Below are 16,534 nucleotides of genomic sequence, written 5' to 3' on the forward strand. Positions count from 1 at the left end.
CCGATAAAAAGAACGAAATAGTAATTATTTCACTCATTAATGGCTTTCCTCTAAGATACATGAGCAATCTCAAATATCTGAAATCCAAATATGATGATAGAATTGCAAGAGAAGACAGTGAAACAGCCAAAATGTTTCTTTATACGGAGGGAAACGGAATGGGTTTACCCAACCTATTTATCCCCTCACAACAAGATATTGATGCTGAAATATCGAAAATTCAGAAAAATACAATACCTTAAAAAGCTTTTGGCTATGTACAGGAAAAGGTGGATGAAAACGGATACGAGAAGTTAGCGTTTGTCCAACCTGACCAATTTGATGACATGATCCCCCTATTTTTTATGGATCAAAAGCTTTCAAACTGTTACTTTGAATTACGTAAGTTTAAAGGTGTTTGAAATGACGGCGTCTCTGTGGACAGTCCCTTTTCTGTAACTGAAAAAATTACCAAGTTCAATTTCACCAATCATACAAACTAACCCAAATGAAGAATCAATTTTTACTCTGTCTCACGCTTTTGACTGCCTGCTCGATACGGGTAAGTTGGGGGCAACAATTGTTGGCTTCCAATAGCCAAAAAACAACAACTATTTCGGCAGACCAAGCCAGGGGTAAAATAACCGATGCCGGTGGAGCAGCCATGCCTGGAGTAAGTGTAGTCGTAAAAGGAAGTTCGCGCGGTACAGTCACTAACCCGGAAGGACGCTATTCTATAGATATTCGTGTGGGTGAAACGCTGGTTTTTTCTTTCGTAGGGTATCAGACTCAAGAAATTAAAGTTGGCAGCGATTTAAGTATCAATGTTTCGATGTCGGAAGATTCAAAATTTCTTACGGAAGTAACGGTGATAGGTTCACGGGCAGCAACGGCTCGTACCAATATTGAAACCGCCGCACCGGTAGATGTAATTACAACCAAAGAACTAAAAGGTTTCTCACAGGTAGATATAGGTCAAATTCTGAACTACGTGGCCCCTTCGTTCAGTTCCAACCGTCAAACCGTATCCGACGGAACCGACCACATTGACCCCGCTTCATTGCGCGGTTTAGGACCTGACCAAGTATTGGTACTGGTCAATGGAAAACGCCGCCACACCACCGCACTTGTTAACATTAATGGTACAGTAGGGCGCGGTTCAGTGGGCACTGACATGAACGTAATCCCAGTGGCGGCCGTCGAACGAATTGAAGTCTTGCGCGATGGCGCTGCCGCTCAATACGGTTCAGATGCCATTGCCGGAGTCATCAACGTAGTTTTGAAGAAAAACTATGATGGTCTTTCGGCTTCGCTTACAGGAGGGGCCAACATGACCACGCTTAATTATGCCGCTCCCAACATCACCGGAGGTACCAACAAATACTCCGAAAAAATTACGGATGGTGAGGTCGTCCAATTTGACTTTTCAAAAGGTCTGCGTTTGGGAAAAGGAGGAGTCACGATTTCGGGACAATACAATCAGCGCGGACGTACCAATCGTTCTGGGTTAGACAATGCCCCTACTATTTACCTTGGTACGTCGGGTGGTTTTCCTGCCACTCCAACGGGGCAGGATGTCAATACGTTTCGTAAAGGCTTAATTGCTGCCGATGCCGCTTATGCTTCGCAGCAAGGGTATGACCGCCAAAATATGGTATTCGGAAACTCTAATTCTAAAAATTTAGGTCTATTTCTAAATGGTGGTTTACCTGTTGGAAAAGCATCGGAAGTTTATTTTTCTGCGGGTGTTACTCATCGTACGGGTACAGGATATGGCAACAACCGTATCCCGGTTTCCCGTGCTCAACAGCCGCTTGCAGCCGATGGTTCTTTGTATTATCCGAATGGATTCTTACCGGGAATCGGCTCTGCCATCAATGATGAATCAGTTTTGGTGGGTTTCAAAACCAAACTCGGCGAATGGCGAATGGATTTGAGCAATACATTTGGCGCTAACGCCTTTACGTTCAGCGTTTTCAATTCAGGAAATGCTTCTTTGCCCAATTCAAGCAGCATTCAAACCGAGTTTGACGCGGGTACCTTAAAATTTGATCAAAATACGACGAACCTCGATTTCTCAAGAATGTACTCAAAAGTTGGGGCCATTACGGGGCTTAATGTAGCATTTGGAGCAGAACTTCGCCGCGACCATTACCAGATTCAGGCGGGAGAACTTAATTCTTATACCGGTGCCGACCTCAAGAAGACGGTACCCGGAGCGCCGCTCGTTGTCGGTGGCCCTGCCAATGGTACGACCTTGGTTTACCCGGTGCACAGGTATTTCCGGGCTTTCAGCCAAGCGACCAAATCAACAAAGCGCGTACAAACTTAGGCATTTATGCCGATGTGGAAGGGGAGATTGCCAACCGCTTATTGTTAGGAGTAGCTACTCGTTTTGAAAATTACAGCGATTTTGGTTCGAATTTGAGTGGAAAAATTTCAGGACGTTTAAAACTCACCGATGGACTTGCTCTACGGGGTTCGGCCAGTACAGGCTTCAGAGCCCCTTCATTGCACCAACGTTACTTCCAAAATACGAGTACGCAATTTGTGAGTGGTTTACCTTCCAATACATTGACCGTAAACAATGACAATGACATTGCCCGCAAAGTCGTTGGAGTGGATGCCCTCCGTCCTGAAACTTCTATCAACTTCACCGCAGGAATAACGGCTAAATTAGGTTCGTTGGCACTTACAGTAGATGCGTACGAAATCAAAATCAAAGATCGTATCGTGTATTCAGGTGCCTTTTCCCGTGCTCTTTTAGGTTTTACCACCGAGCAATACGTGGGAATTAACAACGTAAACTTTTTTGCCAATGCGGCCAATACCACCACGAAAGGGATTGATATTGTGGCCAATGGTCGCTACAATATTGGCAAAGGAAAATTATTTGTAACTGCTGCATTGAATTTCAATAAGAATCAGGTAACAAGTGTTAACAGTACCACGCTTATCAATAGCGCTGAGAAAAACGACCCTACGAAAAGCCCGGATACTTGGTTTAAAAACCTGTTGTTTGACCGTCAGCAGCGCTCCCGTATTGAAGTATGGCAGCCGATGAATAAAGTCAATTTGAGTTTGACCTATTCCATTGGCAAATTAGACATCACAGCCCGTACAGTTCGTTTTGGTGAAGTAAAATATGTTCATAATCTGGATACAGAAGCAAAAAAATCGGACGGAACTTTCTGGAATACTCAATTTGACCGGGATGCGAGCGGAAAAGCTTACATTGACCAAACATTTGCTCCTGTGTGGATTACCGACCTGACTCTGAACTATCGGTTTACTAAAATGCTCAGTGCTTCGTTAGGAGCCAATAACTTATTTAATGTGTATCCTGACCAAATTTATGTTGACCCCCGCAATGCGATTGGTTCAGTAGATTATGCATCAGGCCGCGATGCCTCTAACCGCGGGCGCCTATTATTTCAACCCAATCAGGGTGGTTACAATGGACGTTTTGTATTTTTACGAGTCGCTGTCAATTTGTAAAGAAACATCGACCAACTCCAAACTATAAAAAAGCCCTCCTGATTATTGGGAGGGCTTTTTTGTGGGTTTTATTCAGCTACCCATTGCATCATCAATCCCGTCAAATACCCCCCATACGTTCCTACTGCATACCCCAAAATGGCCAGCAAGACGCCCACAGAGGCCAATGAAGGATGAAACGCTGCTGCGACTACGGGAGCCGAAGCCGCCCCGCCAATGTTGGCCTGTGAACCAACAGCTGTAAAGAAAAAGGGAGCTCTTATCAATTTAGCAACGCCTAATGTAACCATCACGTGTACTGACATCCAAATGATTCCCACTCCAAAAAGTCCCGGATTTTCGGCCACGGCAAAAATATCCATTTTCATTCCAATGGTTGCTACTAATATGTAGAGAAAAAGACTTCCAATCCGGGACGCACCCGCGAATTCCAATTGGCGTAAACGGGTGAAAGACAACAGAATTCCCAGCATAGTCGCAATCGAAACTACCCAAAAAAAGGAAGATGTAAGGCTGAATCTTTCCAATGAAGGATGGTTAATCTTTATCCAAGGAGTGATATAATCCGCAAAAAAATGCGCCAATCCCGTTACCCCGAATCCAACGGCGGCAATAAGCACTAAATCATACACCGTTGGAATGCGCTGAGAAACTTTTTGTTCGCTGTCAATTCGATCTTTCAGTTCTTCAATGGCAGAAGCATCCGCTTTAAAAATGCGGTCAATTTTATTGGCAAATCCGGCCCCGTATATCAAAACAGCCATCCAGATTTCTGCCGTAATCACATCTACCGCTATAACTTGTGAAAACAACCGATCACTTGGCTGAAAAATTTCTTTTAACGCCGTTTGATTAGCACCACCTCCAATCCAACTGCCTGCAATCGTTGCTAAACCCCGCCAAACCGAATCGGCTCCTACTCCACCTACTACCTCAGGACTAATCATTTTCATAACCCATACGGCCACTGGACCGCCAATCATTACTCCTAAAGTTCCCGCAAAAAACACAATCAAAGCCTTGGGTCCCAGTCGGATTACCGCTTTAAAATCCATCCCCAGTGTGAAATAGACCAAACACGCAGGTAAAAAATATTGCGATATAACAGAGTAGAGTTTAGATTCTTCGCCCGAAATCACCCCAAAAGAATTAAGCAATCCCGGAATAAAATAACAAAGCAATAAAGGAGGAAAAATAGCGTAAAACTTTTGCCAAATAGGATGCTTGAGTGATGCTGTATAGAAAACCAAGGCCAAAACAACTAACAATAGACCCAAAACTGTGGCGTCAGAAGTAAAGATAACGGATAGAAGCATGTTAGTTTGTTAGAGAGAATCCAGACTAATTGACAAAACAAACCAATCTTTTGGAATAGGTTGCATAGAGACATAAAAAAAACACACAAGCCTCAAAAATGGGCTTGTGTGTCGCAATTACACTTCATCAACAAACTAAAAACCAAATAGTTTTTCTTTTCGATAGTGTCATAACGACACTTCATAAGATATTTTAAAAGGATAACTCGTTGAAATTTATCATTTAAACAAGCTATCCTTTGATATTGGGGCAAGCAACAAATGTTGCTTAGTAAACGCTTGCTGTAGGAGGGGGATTCGAACCGCCCACGGTGCAGTTAGCCGCGATACAAAGTTTGGTGGTCTACCCCAGTCGACTAGAGTGCCGGCATTATATCGTGTTTGTCCTGTTGTCACCACCCCCGAGACAGGAGGGCATGGCTGCCAAGTTTCATCATCCTACAGTATAAGAGAACTCTTTTTCGTTATTTACTCGTTTACAGTTGAGTAAATTGACGTCACAAAATTAATAGAGTTTCGTATTTATTGCAAATTTTCCATAAATATTTTTAAATATTTTGATTTTATTCAACAAAACACGATAATTGTTGAATAAAATACAATTTTAGTGCTTCATCATGGAACGAAATTTAGAAATTGATAAAATTGACGGTACTGACCTTAAAATTCTCTCGCTTTTATTAGAAGACGCGCACCTTCCTTATACTGAAATCGGTAAGCGCGTACATGTATCAGGCGGCACTGTACACGTGCGCATGAAAAAATTAGAGCAGTTGGGGATTGTCAAAGGAGCTCATTTATTAATAGACCAAGCCCGATTAGGCTGGGACATCAGCGCCTTTCTGGGAATATATTTAGACAAAAGTTCGTTGTACGAAGAAGTGGCGATTCAGCTTGAAAAAATCCCCGAAGTCGTTAATATTCATTACACTACAGGGATTTATAGTATTTTTGCTAAAATCGTTTGCCGGGATACGGAACACCTTAGACAAGTATTACACGATAAAATACAAAGAGTGGCGGGGATTCAGCGTACCGAAACTTTTATTTCATTAGAAGAGCGCATCGCCCGTTCGGTTCCTTTGACCGAGTAATGAAATTTACGTTGTTTTTGATACATTTGCAAGAATCATTGTTTGATGTGTGTACGTGTAGGCTTGTCCCACCTGTTGAAGAAAATAACAAAAACTCCCCTTCAGGACGGTCAGTCGTGACGGCCGGGGACAACTGATTTACTATGAAATTAACTTTTTGGGGGGCAGCACAACAGGTAACCGGAAGCATGTACCTCCTCGAATTAGACGGTGATTATCGGATTTTGATAGATTGTGGTTCAGATTTTGAAAGCGGTAAACGCGCGCTAAAAGAAAACACACCCTTTCCCACTGCACTTTTTCCTTTTGAAGCCTCCGGTATCAATTTGGTCCTTTTGACCCATGCGCACATTGACCATTCAGGCAATATTCCCAACTTATACCGCGACGGTTACGAAGGTCAGGTATTGTGTACCGACAGTACGTATGCGCTTACGGCCATCCTGTTGAAGGATGCGGCCATGCTCAATCAAAAACGGCTTAATGAAATCAATAGTGCCAATGCCCAGAGAAAGCGAAAAAAAGGGAAGAAGAAAGACTTACCTAAAGATTTATACTTAGAAAAACAGGTGCGCGAAGCGCTTGAAAACTTCGTACCGTTGGCTTTTAATCGACGATTCAGGGTTGCCGATAATTGTGTTGTGACCTTCATACCCGCAGGACATCTATTAGGAGCAGCCCATATTATGATAGAAGTTTGGGAAGAAGGCAAAAAGAAAACCATTGGTTTTTCGGGGGACATTGGACGCAAAGGCTATCCGTTGCTGCTTGATCCGGGACAACTTCCCCAAGTGGATTACCTTATTTGCGAAACAACGTACGGAAATCGTGTTCATGAAAAAGGTTCAACTCCTGAACTTGCCCTTGCCGATGTCATTCGCCGAACCTGTGTAGACATTCCAGGGCGCCTCATTATTCCTTCTTTCAGCATAGGCCGAACGCAGGCTCTGCTTTATACACTCAATAAACTTTACAACGACCATAACCTCCCTCCTATCAAAGTATTTGCCGATAGTCCGTTGGCGATGGAAAGTTCTAAAGTGTATCAACGGAACGTACGAATGTTGAATCGGGAAGCACGGGAATTCAATGAAGACAACGAATCTCTGTTCGATTTTGAAAATTTAATCTACCTCGAAAGTTCCGATGCCAGCCGTGCTGTTTCCAACCATGCAGAACCTTGTATCATCATTTCATCCTCGGGAATGGTGCAGGGAGGACGCGTGGAATACCATGTGGCTCAGAACATTAGTAATCCTTATTGTACCATCCTGATGATTGGTTATTGCGCCGAAGGAACCCTCGGTTGGCGATTGCTCAACGGACAAACCACGCTGAGAATACGCGGTAAAGAAGAACAAGTATTGGCCAATATCGAAAAAATTGACGTATTTAGCGGCCACGGAGACCAAGAAGATTTGGTAGCCTTCGTTCGACAACAATCACCTGAGCAGTTAAAACAAATCTTCCTTGTTCACGGTGAAAAACCAAGTATGGACTCGTTTAAAAACACTTTAGAGTCAGTCGGTTACGATAATATCGAGATACCTGAAAAGGGACAAACTTTTGAATTGTAAGCAACCTACTTTATGCCAACTTATTTAGATTTTGAAAAACCTGTGGCTGACCTCGAATCCAAGCTAATGGAGCTAAAAAAACTCGCTGAAACTACTCAAGTGGATGTTTCAGAAGCCGTAGCAAGACTCGAAGACAGCATTACACAATTGCGCCTGGATACCGCGAAAAACCTCACTCGTTGGCAGCGGGTACAACTATCCCGCCATCCCGACCGCCCTTACACGCTCGATTACATTGAGTTGATGTGTCAGGAATTTATTGAGCTGCACGGCGACCGTACTGTTCGTGATGATCCTGCCATGGTAGGTGGATTTTGCAATATTGACGGACAGGGCCTTTTAATAATTGGTCAACAAAAAGGCCGAAATACCAAACAACGTCAACAGCGTAACTTTGGAATGGCCAATCCTGAAGGGTATCGCAAAGCACTTCGATTGATGAAGTTAGCGGAAAAATTCAATAAGCCAATTGTCGCTTTGATAGATACACCCGGCGCTTTTCCAGGATTGGAAGCGGAGGAGCGCGGTCAGGGAGAAGCCATTGCCCGCAACCTTAAAGAAATGTTTATGCTAAAAGTCCCGGTCATCTGCATCATCATTGGGGAAGGTGCTTCCGGAGGAGCCTTGGGAATTGCCATTGGCGACCGGGTATTAATGCTGGAAAATACGTGGTACTCAGTCATTTCGCCCGAATCCTGCTCTTCCATTTTGTGGCGTAGCTGGAATTTTAAAGAGCAGGCCGCCGAAGCACTCAAACTCACCGCAGCAGACATGGAATTAGCCCGTTTAATTGACGGGATTGTTGAGGAACCACTTGGAGGTGCCCATTTAGACCATAAAGTAATGGCACAAACCCTCAAAAAAGTAATTATCTCAAACATCCTTGAACTTCAACAACTGAGCCCGGAAGAACGCATCAATCAGCGCATTGATAAATTCTGCGCTATGGGTGTTTTTACCGAATGACAACCATTAAAAATATCATCTTTGATCTGGGCGATGTCATCATCAATATAGATGTCCCGCTTGCGGCACGGTCCTTTGCTGAACTGAGCAAAAGACCGTTAGAGGACGTTCAAGAGCTTATTCATCAAAATGAAGTTTTTAAGAAATTTGAAACGGGCCACCTGTCTGCCGCAGATTTCAGAACTTATATCCGTGAGTTATTGCAACAGCCCGAATGGTCAGATGAAGCAATAGATACCGCTTGGAACTCGCTCTTACTGGATATTCCAGCTGAACGTATTGAGAAAATCCAGGAACTTGCAAAAAAAGGATATCGGCTGTTTCTGTTAAGTAATACAAGTTCAATTCACATAGATGAAGTCAACAAAATTCTGCACCGTACCACAGGAATTAAACAACTCAACGATTTATTTGAGAAACTGTTCTTGTCCTATGATATGGGAATCATGAAACCTCATCCTGACATTTATCACGAGGTATTGGCCCAAGCAGGTCTGTTAGCACACGAATCACTCTTTCTGGACGACAACGCAGATAACATTCGTGCCGCCGCCAAAGTAGGCATTCAAACCATTCATGTTCAAAAACCGACTTCGATTATAGATTATCTAAAAGACTATTAAGTGAAATCCACCCGCACCCACATTATCCAACTCCTGCTATTCATTGCCACATTGGCAACTACCTCGTTATCAGGGGCAGAGTGGATGTTTGGACGCCCTTTTGATTTGCCGTTTTTCAAAATCGAAAACCCGCTCGGTTGGGAACATTTTTGGCAGGGATTTCAATTTTCCATCCCATTTTTAGGCATTTTGACCGTACACGAGTTTGGTCATTATTTTGCTGCCAAACGCCACAAAGTCAGTGTCACCCTGCCTTACTACATTCCTTTGTGGCTGGGTTTTGGCCAAACGATTGGTACATTGGGGGCATTTATTCGCATCAAAGAATTTATTCGTTCCCGAGAAAAATACTTCGATATTGGCATAGCCGGGCCTTTGGCAGGTTTTGTAGTAGCCGTAGGTATACTATGGTACGGTTTTGCCAATCTTCCTACACTTGATTACATTTTTAAAATCCACCCCGAATATCAAAAATTCGGGATGGGATTTGCCCACGTTGTTTATTCCAATAAAGACATGAGCGGTAATCTTTTGTTAGGTGACAACCTCCTGTTTTCATTTTTCAAAAATTACGTTGCTGACCCTACCCGCCTGCCGCCACCGCAGGAAATTATGCATTATCCCTTGATTTTGGCGGGGTATTTGGCCTTGTTTTTTACCTCCTTAAACCTAATCCCCATCGGGCAATTGGATGGCGGACACGTGTTGTATGGGTTGATTGGCGCTAAAAACTTCCGTGTTGTTGCTCCTGTTCTGTTTTTTATTTTCATCACGTATGCAGGCTTAGGCACTTATCGCCCCGAAGAATTTGCCACTTCTGACAACGAAGTTTTTTGGAATAAAATGGGCTCTCTGGCACTTTTTATACTTTTTCTCCAAATTTGTTTCAGTCGTATTACGGAAGACAATCCCCTCACCAGCTGGATGTTAGCACTACTATCAGTCGCTGTGCAATTCGGTCTTATTCTCCTTTTCCCAACTTGGGAAGGCTACTCTGGATTTCTGGTATTTGGGTTTTTGTTAGGGCGAATTTTAGGGGTCCACCACCCTCCTACCGAAGACACTCAGCCATTAAATCGTACTCGACAAATCGTGGGATGGTTGGCTTTGCTTATCTTTGTGCTTTGTTTCAGTCCAAAGCCGTTTATTGTTTTGTAACCTCCAACTCGGGATTATCTGATTAGGGGAAGGAAGAATTCAATGATTATTTCGCTCGCTCAACGCGCTACACAGGCGCAGGAATACTATTTTTCGGTCAAACTCGCCGAAGTTCGTAAACTCATGGCCGCCGGCCACGACGTTATCAATATGGGCATCGGCAATCCCGATCAAGCCCCGTCAGAAGCTACCATTGAAGCACTTAAAAATTCGGCTTCTCAAATCAATACCCACGGCTATCAGGCCTATAAAGGCATTCCGGCGCTACGGCAGGGCATTGCTCAGTGGTATGAGCGAGTCTATGGCGTACATCTCAATCCTGAAACTGAAATTTTGCCCCTTATCGGCTCCAAAGAAGGCATCACGCACATCAGCATGACGTTTTTAGACGAAGGCGATGAAGTGTTGGTTCCTGAACTCGGCTACCCGGCCTACCGTGCGGTAAGTCAAATGGTGGGAGCTAAAGTAATTGAATATCCATTGCTTGAAAATCAAGGTTGGCAACCGGATTGGGAAGCGATGAAATCGTTGGTGAGTCCCAAAACAAAACTGCTCTGGCTCAACTACCCACACATGCCTACGGGAGCACCTGCCACGCGTGAATTGTTTGAAAATGCAGTACAATTTGCCCATCAATACAACGTCTTGCTTTGTCACGATAACCCTTACAGTCTGATTCTCAATCAAAAGCTCCCCATCAGTCTGCTTTCCATTGAAGGTGCAAAAGACGTGACGATTGAACTCAACTCCATGTCCAAATCGCACAATATGGCAGGTTGGCGCGTGGGTTGGATGTCGGCAGCCAAGCCGTACATTGATGCCGTTTTGACCATCAAAAGCAACGTAGACTCAGGTATGTTCTTGGGCATTCAGCAGGCAGCCGTAGCCGCCCTGCAAAATGCGGACGAATGGCACCAAACCCAAAATGACATTTATCGCAGTCGATTGGCTGCCTCCAAGGCATTTTTGGACACGCTTCATTGTACCTACGACGAAAGTCAGGAAGGTATGTTCCTCTGGGCCAAGCTACCCGACGAAGTTATCTCCGCCGAGCAGCTTGTTGATGAGTTGTTATACCAAAAACACGTTTTTATTGCTCCTGGCTTTATTTTTGGCCCGTTGGGTCAGCGTTACATACGTTTATCATTGTGTATGCGTGCCGAACGAATTTGGCAAGCCGTTGAACGTCTGAATGCTTAATCAAAAGTAATTACTGACAATTAAGTGAGTTGAATCCACCGATTTAGGAAATGTTTGATGTGATTTTAATTCATTTTCCAACACATTGTAGTAAAAAAGAAGTCTTAACCAACTTTCGAGGCCGTTATTCCATTGATTTCGATAGCGAAAAAGCTCCAGTTGTATGCGCCAACGCTGTGTCTTTGCGCTAAAACTTTCTTTTAGAAAACTTTCAAAGGTACGTAAGCTGATTCCATCGTGGACAAAATATTGAAAACGCGCGTGGTCGTAAGGCTCGGCGGGAAATAAATTGATCATGGAATCCTCCTTCGTATAACGACGGTGTTTAAGATTTCAGGCAACGCAATACCTGCAAATCACCCTCAAAAACGACTTCTACCACTGCTTCACGACCCTCATTGGGTAAAGTGCTTTTCTTAAAATGGCGAATAAGTTCGTGGCGAAAATCGAAAAAATAAAAGGATTGGAGTTGTGAACTGCTGTATGTTTTTTGCATACCGTTTTCCAATTTGATGGATACTACTTCCGCATTTGAGGCATAGACGAGCTTGCCTTCGATTCGTTCGCCGGTAGTTAGACGGATTTCGCCTTTCGACCAATGGTCTTTGTGTTGAGCCTGTACGGACATAACGGTCCATGCCAAGCCTAAGCTTAGTACAATTCTTTTCATAGTAGCTAATAATGTGCGTGGTGTAAAATAATACTTTATCAAGAATAGTTATGAAAAAGCCCATAGTCAAATAGACTAAAACCAACTATTCTACCAAATATATAAATAGGCTCGATATAAACAATAGGCAAATTGATTATTTTTAGTATATTATTCGTTTTAAATAAGTATCTCCCCAAATAATACAATTGTACTTTTAAAACAAGCCTTTTATTCATGCCAATAGAGGGTTTTTGGGGTTCCCAGGTAAAATTTCTCTAAAAATTAAGGATTAAAACCGATTAAAAAGTAGCTTTCTTTTTCCCTCCCGCATTTTTTGATTTACTTTGTAAGTCTGAACAACTATCGGCAAAGTTTTAATTATTAACAAAACCTACCTGACAAAATGAGTACAATCCAATCAGTACACGCCCGTCAAATTCTGGATTCACGCGGCAATCCCACTGTTGAAGTAGAAGTCCGCACCGAAAATGGCTTTATGGGCCGTGCTGCTGTGCCTTCGGGTGCTTCAACGGGCATCCACGAAGCTGTTGAGCTTCGCGATGATGACAAAAGCGTTTATCTCGGAAAAGGCGTATTAAAAGCCGTTCAAAACGTTAATGAAATTATTTATCCCGAACTGCTGGGATTATCGGTATATGAGCAAAATCTGATTGACAAAATCATGATCGAACTTGATGGTACTGCTAATAAAGGCAAACTCGGCGCCAACGCTATTTTAGGTGTGTCATTGGCCGTTTCCAAAGCCGCTGCACAGGAAGCAGGTTTATCATTGTTCCGCTACATTGGAGGTGTCAATGCCAACACGTTGCCTGTTCCAATGATGAACATCATGAACGGTGGAGCTCACGCCGACAATGCCATTGATTTCCAAGAATTTATGGTAATGCCTACCAAAGCCGAAACCTTCTCGCAAGCCCTTCGTATGGGTACGGAAGTATTCCACGCTTTGAAAGGTGTATTGAAATCGAAAGGATATTCTACAAACGTTGGTGATGAAGGTGGTTTCGCTCCCAACATCCAATCGAACGTGGAAGCCCTTGAAACTATCCTGATTGCTATCGAAAAAGCAGGTTACAAACCCGGTGAAGATATTTTCATTGCTATGGATGCTGCCGTTTCTGAACTTTGGAATGAAGAAAAAGGACGTTACGTATTCAAAAAATCAAGCAAAGAAGAGTTGACTTCGGCACAAATGGCTGATTTCTGGACGGATTGGGTTAGCAAATATCCTATCATTTCCATCGAAGACGGTATGGCCGAAGACGATTGGGCAGGTTGGAAATTGCACACAGACGCTCTTGGCAAAAAATGCCAATTGGTAGGTGATGACCTTTTTGTAACCAACGTAAAACGTCTGGAAATGGGTATTGAGCAAGGCGTAGCCAATGCTGTTTTGGTAAAAGTAAACCAAATCGGTTCTTTGAGCGAAACCATTGACACGGTAAACTTGGCGAAACGTAACAGCTACAAAAATATCATGAGCCACCGTTCGGGAGAAACCGAAGATAGCACCATCGCTGACTTAGCCGTTGCTCTTAACACAGGTCAAATCAAAACAGGTTCAGCCTCACGTTCTGACCGTATGGCCAAATACAACCAATTGCTGCGCATCGAAGAAGAACTCGGCGAAACCGCATACTTCCCGGGCAAAAAATTCTAATGGTGAATTGTGAATGAGTAAATGAGCGAATAAAATATTCACTCATTTACTCATTCACCGCACGGGCGGCCCCGTCATCTACTCATTTCCCATGCAATTCCTCCGTCACTTTCGTTTTCTCAAAAACTTTTACTTAGCAAGTTCCATTGGATTGCTGGTTTGGTTGCTTTTTTTTGAGTTAACCAGTATCCCTGATCAGTTCAAAAATTGGTGGAAATTGCAGGAGTTAGAAAGCGAAAAAGAGTACTATGCCGAACAAATTGAACTTCTCCAAAAAGAGCAGACTTCTACGCTGGGAACCGACAAACTCATGGAAAAATACGCCCGCGAGAAGTATTTCATGAAAAAAGACAGCGAAGATGTGTATGTACTGGTCGATGAAAAGGGAGAAGCTTTTGAAAAGTAAACCGTTATCTGTTAAGCGTTATCCGTAGTCCGAAATCTCAACTATTCTGTTTTCTTTCGGATAACCAATAACGGATAACTGATAACGAATACTATGATCAACGTTTTATTTGTCTGCCTCGGTAATATCTGTCGCTCTCCGTTGGCCGAAGGTACTTTCTCCCATTTAGTAACCCAACGAGGTCTGTCCGATAAAATTTCCTGCGACTCGGCCGGTACCCACGGTTACCACGTTGGAATTCTCCCCGACCACCGCGCCCGCCGCGTAGCTGCCGACTATGGCATTACTCTCACGCACAATGCCCGTAAGCTCTCCAGCGATGATTTTGCCAATTTTGACTACATCATTGCCATGGATGAATCCAATTTAGAACATATTCAAACTCAAAGCTACCGTTCTACGGGCTTTTATCCCAAAGAAGGTCACGTTTTTCTGTACCGCGATTTTGACGCGGAAGCTGATGTTCAAAGCGTCCCAGACCCTTATTATGAAGATATGGCAGCTTTTGAGAACGTCTATCAAATCGTAACCCGCTGTGGCGAAAGCTTTTTGGAATACTTGATAAAGGAACATAACTTAGGGTGACTTGAACTTATATTCAGAAATTGCTCACCTTTCTTTAATTTTAATGATTAAAAGAAAAGGAGACAACGAACAAAAATCTTCCTGTACATTGTGCTAAACTTTGTGAACTTTGTGTTTTAAATTATAGGCTTAAGTAATCAGAAATAACCCAAAGCTATCTAAAATGCAAGATTTTTACGTTCAAAACGGCTTGTTTGACCGAAAACATTTGTTGAGATTACAGCCTGAAACTATTGAATTTGAGGCGAATGACAGTATAGACAACCTTTTTATACAATGTCGGAAAGTAGAAGTAAAAGCCTTTAAATATTATGACGAGAGATTACAATTTGATATGTTCAGGGTTGGAACGAAATTCAAAATAAGTATTCAAAAACAGGATAACACTGAATTTAATGTGATTTTCAAAGGGTATTTTGGTAAGCAAAAACAAGTCTTCAATGTTTATAATGAGATAAAAAATCTTCTTTGGAATTATTATTTCTATGATGTTTACCTTGAAAAAATTGAGTTATTGAATAGGCAAGTTGAGTTTGAGATTCCTCCTCTTAAATTTACCGCAACAGGGATTGAATTCATCTCAAAAAACCAGAAAAAAACCATCAATTTCGAAAATCTATCTCTTAAAAAGTATTACACTTATTTTGCTTCATTTTCAAAAACAAATTCGGATAATTATTTATTGATCGATTTTAAAAGCAATTGGAATTCAGCAGTCAGCTATGAAATTTTAAAAACAATAACAAACCATATTAACCCGCAACAATGAGTCAAAAAGTAATTTTAATCATAATGGATGGTTGGGGTATCGCCAAAAACGGCGAAGAAGACCGTTCCGCAGTTTTGGCTGCCAATACTCCTTTTTACGACCGTATTTTGCAGCAATATCCTCACAGTAAGCTCGAAGCCAGCGGTTTGGCCGTAGGTTTGCCCGCCGGACAGATGGGAAATTCCGAGGTTGGACACACCAACTTAGGTGCCGGGCGGATTGTGTATCAGGATTTGGTGAAAATCAATTTGGCCGTAGAGCAAGGAACCCTGGCTCAGGAACCGCCTCTGGCAGAAGCTTTTAGTTACGCCAAAACCAACAGCAAAAAAGTGCACTTCATCGGATTGGTTTCTGATGGTGGTGTACACTCTCATATTGTACACCTGAAAGGACTTTGCAAAGCCGCTAATGATTTTGGTCTGTCCGATGTGTTTATCCATGCCTTTACCGACGGCCGCGACTGTGACCCAAAAAGCGGGTTAGGATTCTTAGCCGATTTACAGGAATCAGTAGCTAAAACCACGGGGCAGATTGCCAGTGTAACGGGGCGTTTTTATGCCATGGACCGCGACAAACGCTGGGAGCGCGTAGCGAAAGCGTACAACGCCATGGTAAAGGGAATAGGTAAAACGGTGAACGGAACCGGTATTTTGGCAGCTGTAGAAGAATACTATAACGCCGGTGTAACGGATGAGTTTATTGAACCTATTGTTGTTGTAAAAGAAGATGGTTCGCCGGTAGCGACGATAGAAGAAGGCGACGTAGTATTGTGTTTCAATTTCCGCACTGACCGTGGTCGTGAAATCACAGAAGCACTTACGCAGAAAGACTTTCCAGAACAGGGAATGCACAAATTGAATTTGTACTATCTTACTATGACCAACTACGACGATGCGTTTGTAGGGGTAAAAGTAATTTACGACAAAGATAATCTGGTCAATACCCTCGGGGAAGTGCTGGCGAGTGCAGGAAAAACCCAAATCCGTATTGCTGAAACGGAAAAATACCCACACGTTACTTTCTTTTTCTC

Annotated in this window: 17 protein-coding genes; 14 read left to right on the forward strand and 3 right to left on the reverse strand. The window is 42.9% G+C overall.

From position 1 onward, the window contains the following. The 3 genes from Q0081_RS25485 to Q0081_RS25495 form a co-directional block, all read left to right on the forward strand. The coding region (locus Q0081_RS25485; RefSeq protein WP_298360363.1) for a hypothetical protein at positions 1-242 on the forward strand (242 nt) is incomplete at its 5' end. Positions 243-487: 245 nt separating this feature from the next. Next, entirely contained in the window at positions 488-2,311 is a 1,824-nt protein-coding gene (locus tag Q0081_RS25490) for a TonB-dependent receptor plug domain-containing protein (protein ID WP_298360365.1), read from the forward strand. Beyond that, positions 2,287-3,477: a TonB-dependent receptor plug domain-containing protein gene (locus Q0081_RS25495; RefSeq protein WP_409034099.1), complete on the forward strand. Its 1,191-nt coding sequence runs from the start codon at positions 2,287-2,289 to the stop codon at positions 3,475-3,477. The genes Q0081_RS25490 and Q0081_RS25495 overlap by 25 nt, the downstream gene beginning before the upstream one ends. Positions 3,478-3,545: 68 nt before the next feature. On the opposite strand, the gene Q0081_RS25500 is transcribed toward Q0081_RS25495, so the two are convergent. Next, the gene (locus tag Q0081_RS25500; protein WP_298360367.1) at positions 3,546-4,793 is read right to left on the reverse strand and encodes a DUF819 domain-containing protein; all 1,248 of its coding nucleotides are present in this window, start codon (positions 4,791-4,793) and stop codon (positions 3,546-3,548) included. Positions 4,794-5,410: 617 nt separating this feature from the next. Between Q0081_RS25500 and Q0081_RS25505 the strand changes: the two genes are divergently transcribed. The 6 genes from Q0081_RS25505 to Q0081_RS25530 all read left to right on the forward strand — a co-directional run bounded on the left by Q0081_RS25505 (position 5,411) and on the right by Q0081_RS25530 (position 11,411). Further along, on the forward strand, positions 5,411-5,887 hold the full coding sequence (locus Q0081_RS25505; RefSeq protein ID WP_298360369.1) for an Lrp/AsnC ligand binding domain-containing protein: 477 nt from the start codon (positions 5,411-5,413) through the stop codon (positions 5,885-5,887). Between the two features lie 143 nt (positions 5,888-6,030). Then, on the forward strand, positions 6,031-7,464 hold the full coding sequence (locus Q0081_RS25510) for an MBL fold metallo-hydrolase RNA specificity domain-containing protein (RefSeq protein WP_298360371.1): 1,434 nt from the start codon (positions 6,031-6,033) through the stop codon (positions 7,462-7,464). 12 nt (positions 7,465-7,476) lie between these two features. Beyond that, positions 7,477-8,430 carry an acetyl-CoA carboxylase carboxyltransferase subunit alpha gene (locus tag Q0081_RS25515; protein ID WP_298360373.1) on the forward strand — a complete coding sequence of 318 codons (954 nt, stop codon included), beginning with the start codon at positions 7,477-7,479 and terminating at the stop codon, positions 8,428-8,430. Further along, entirely contained in the window at positions 8,427-9,053 is a 627-nt protein-coding gene (locus tag Q0081_RS25520; RefSeq protein ID WP_298360375.1) for an HAD family phosphatase, read from the forward strand. The genes Q0081_RS25515 and Q0081_RS25520 overlap by 4 nt, the downstream gene beginning before the upstream one ends. Then, complete coding sequence (locus Q0081_RS25525) at positions 9,054-10,211, forward strand: site-2 protease family protein (RefSeq protein ID WP_298360377.1); 1,158 nt, start codon at positions 9,054-9,056, stop codon at positions 10,209-10,211. A gap of 42 nt (positions 10,212-10,253) precedes the next feature. Next, on the forward strand, positions 10,254-11,411 hold the full coding sequence (locus tag Q0081_RS25530; protein ID WP_298360379.1) for a pyridoxal phosphate-dependent aminotransferase: 1,158 nt from the start codon (positions 10,254-10,256) through the stop codon (positions 11,409-11,411). Here the strand turns inward: Q0081_RS25530 and Q0081_RS25535 are convergent, their stop codons facing one another. Together Q0081_RS25535 and Q0081_RS25540 are read right to left on the reverse strand one after the other, a co-directional pair. Continuing rightward, positions 11,412-11,708, reverse strand: a complete 297-nt coding sequence (locus Q0081_RS25535) for a hypothetical protein (RefSeq protein ID WP_298360381.1) — start codon at positions 11,706-11,708, stop codon at positions 11,412-11,414. It lies immediately after the preceding gene. A 28-nt stretch (positions 11,709-11,736) separates the two neighbouring features. Then, positions 11,737-12,081 (reverse strand): hypothetical protein, encoded by a 345-nt coding sequence (locus Q0081_RS25540; protein WP_298360383.1) that lies wholly within the window; start codon positions 12,079-12,081, stop codon positions 11,737-11,739. 385 nt (positions 12,082-12,466) lie between these two features. Between Q0081_RS25540 and eno the strand changes: the two genes are divergently transcribed. From eno to gpmI, 5 genes are all read left to right on the forward strand, one after another. After that, positions 12,467-13,744, forward strand: a complete 1,278-nt coding sequence (eno, locus tag Q0081_RS25545) for a phosphopyruvate hydratase (protein ID WP_298360385.1) — start codon at positions 12,467-12,469, stop codon at positions 13,742-13,744. Between the two features lie 91 nt (positions 13,745-13,835). Further along, positions 13,836-14,150, forward strand: coding sequence for a septum formation initiator family protein (locus Q0081_RS25550; protein WP_298360387.1), 315 nt, complete (start codon positions 13,836-13,838; stop codon positions 14,148-14,150). Positions 14,151-14,243: 93 nt separating this feature from the next. Further along, complete coding sequence (locus Q0081_RS25555) at positions 14,244-14,735, forward strand: low molecular weight protein-tyrosine-phosphatase (RefSeq protein WP_298360389.1); 492 nt, start codon at positions 14,244-14,246, stop codon at positions 14,733-14,735. Positions 14,736-14,898: 163 nt separating this feature from the next. Then, complete coding sequence (locus tag Q0081_RS25560) at positions 14,899-15,504, forward strand: hypothetical protein (protein WP_298360391.1); 606 nt, start codon at positions 14,899-14,901, stop codon at positions 15,502-15,504. Further along, positions 15,501-16,534, forward strand: a 1,034-nt coding sequence (gene gpmI, locus Q0081_RS25565) for a 2,3-bisphosphoglycerate-independent phosphoglycerate mutase (RefSeq protein WP_298360393.1), incomplete at its 3' end; no start/stop codon positions are given. The genes Q0081_RS25560 and gpmI, both read left to right, overlap by 4 nt.

It is taken from the genome of Runella sp. (assembly GCF_027484545.1).
Classification (GTDB): Bacteria; Bacteroidota; Bacteroidia; order Cytophagales; family Spirosomataceae; genus Runella.

Bases quoted from the DNA above. Each gene is read 5' to 3' on its own strand.
- Q0081_RS25490 (WP_298360365.1), top strand. From the start codon at position 488: ATGAAGAATCAATTTTTACTCTGTCTCACGCTTTTGACTGCCTGCTCG.
- Q0081_RS25500 (WP_298360367.1), bottom strand. From the start codon at position 4,793: ATGCTTCTATCCGTTATCTTTACTTCTGACGCCACAGTTTTGGGTCTA.
- Q0081_RS25505 (WP_298360369.1), top strand. From the start codon at position 5,411: ATGGAACGAAATTTAGAAATTGATAAAATTGACGGTACTGACCTTAAA.
- Q0081_RS25510 (WP_298360371.1), top strand. From the start codon at position 6,031: ATGAAATTAACTTTTTGGGGGGCAGCACAACAGGTAACCGGAAGCATG.
- Q0081_RS25515 (WP_298360373.1), top strand. From the start codon at position 7,477: ATGCCAACTTATTTAGATTTTGAAAAACCTGTGGCTGACCTCGAATCC.
- Q0081_RS25520 (WP_298360375.1), top strand. From the start codon at position 8,427: ATGACAACCATTAAAAATATCATCTTTGATCTGGGCGATGTCATCATC.
- Q0081_RS25530 (WP_298360379.1), top strand. From the start codon at position 10,254: ATGATTATTTCGCTCGCTCAACGCGCTACACAGGCGCAGGAATACTAT.
- Q0081_RS25535 (WP_298360381.1), bottom strand. From the start codon at position 11,708: ATGATCAATTTATTTCCCGCCGAGCCTTACGACCACGCGCGTTTTCAA.
- Q0081_RS25540 (WP_298360383.1), bottom strand. From the start codon at position 12,081: ATGAAAAGAATTGTACTAAGCTTAGGCTTGGCATGGACCGTTATGTCC.
- eno (WP_298360385.1), top strand. From the start codon at position 12,467: ATGAGTACAATCCAATCAGTACACGCCCGTCAAATTCTGGATTCACGC.
- Q0081_RS25550 (WP_298360387.1), top strand. From the start codon at position 13,836: ATGCAATTCCTCCGTCACTTTCGTTTTCTCAAAAACTTTTACTTAGCA.
- Q0081_RS25555 (WP_298360389.1), top strand. From the start codon at position 14,244: ATGATCAACGTTTTATTTGTCTGCCTCGGTAATATCTGTCGCTCTCCG.
- Q0081_RS25560 (WP_298360391.1), top strand. From the start codon at position 14,899: ATGCAAGATTTTTACGTTCAAAACGGCTTGTTTGACCGAAAACATTTG.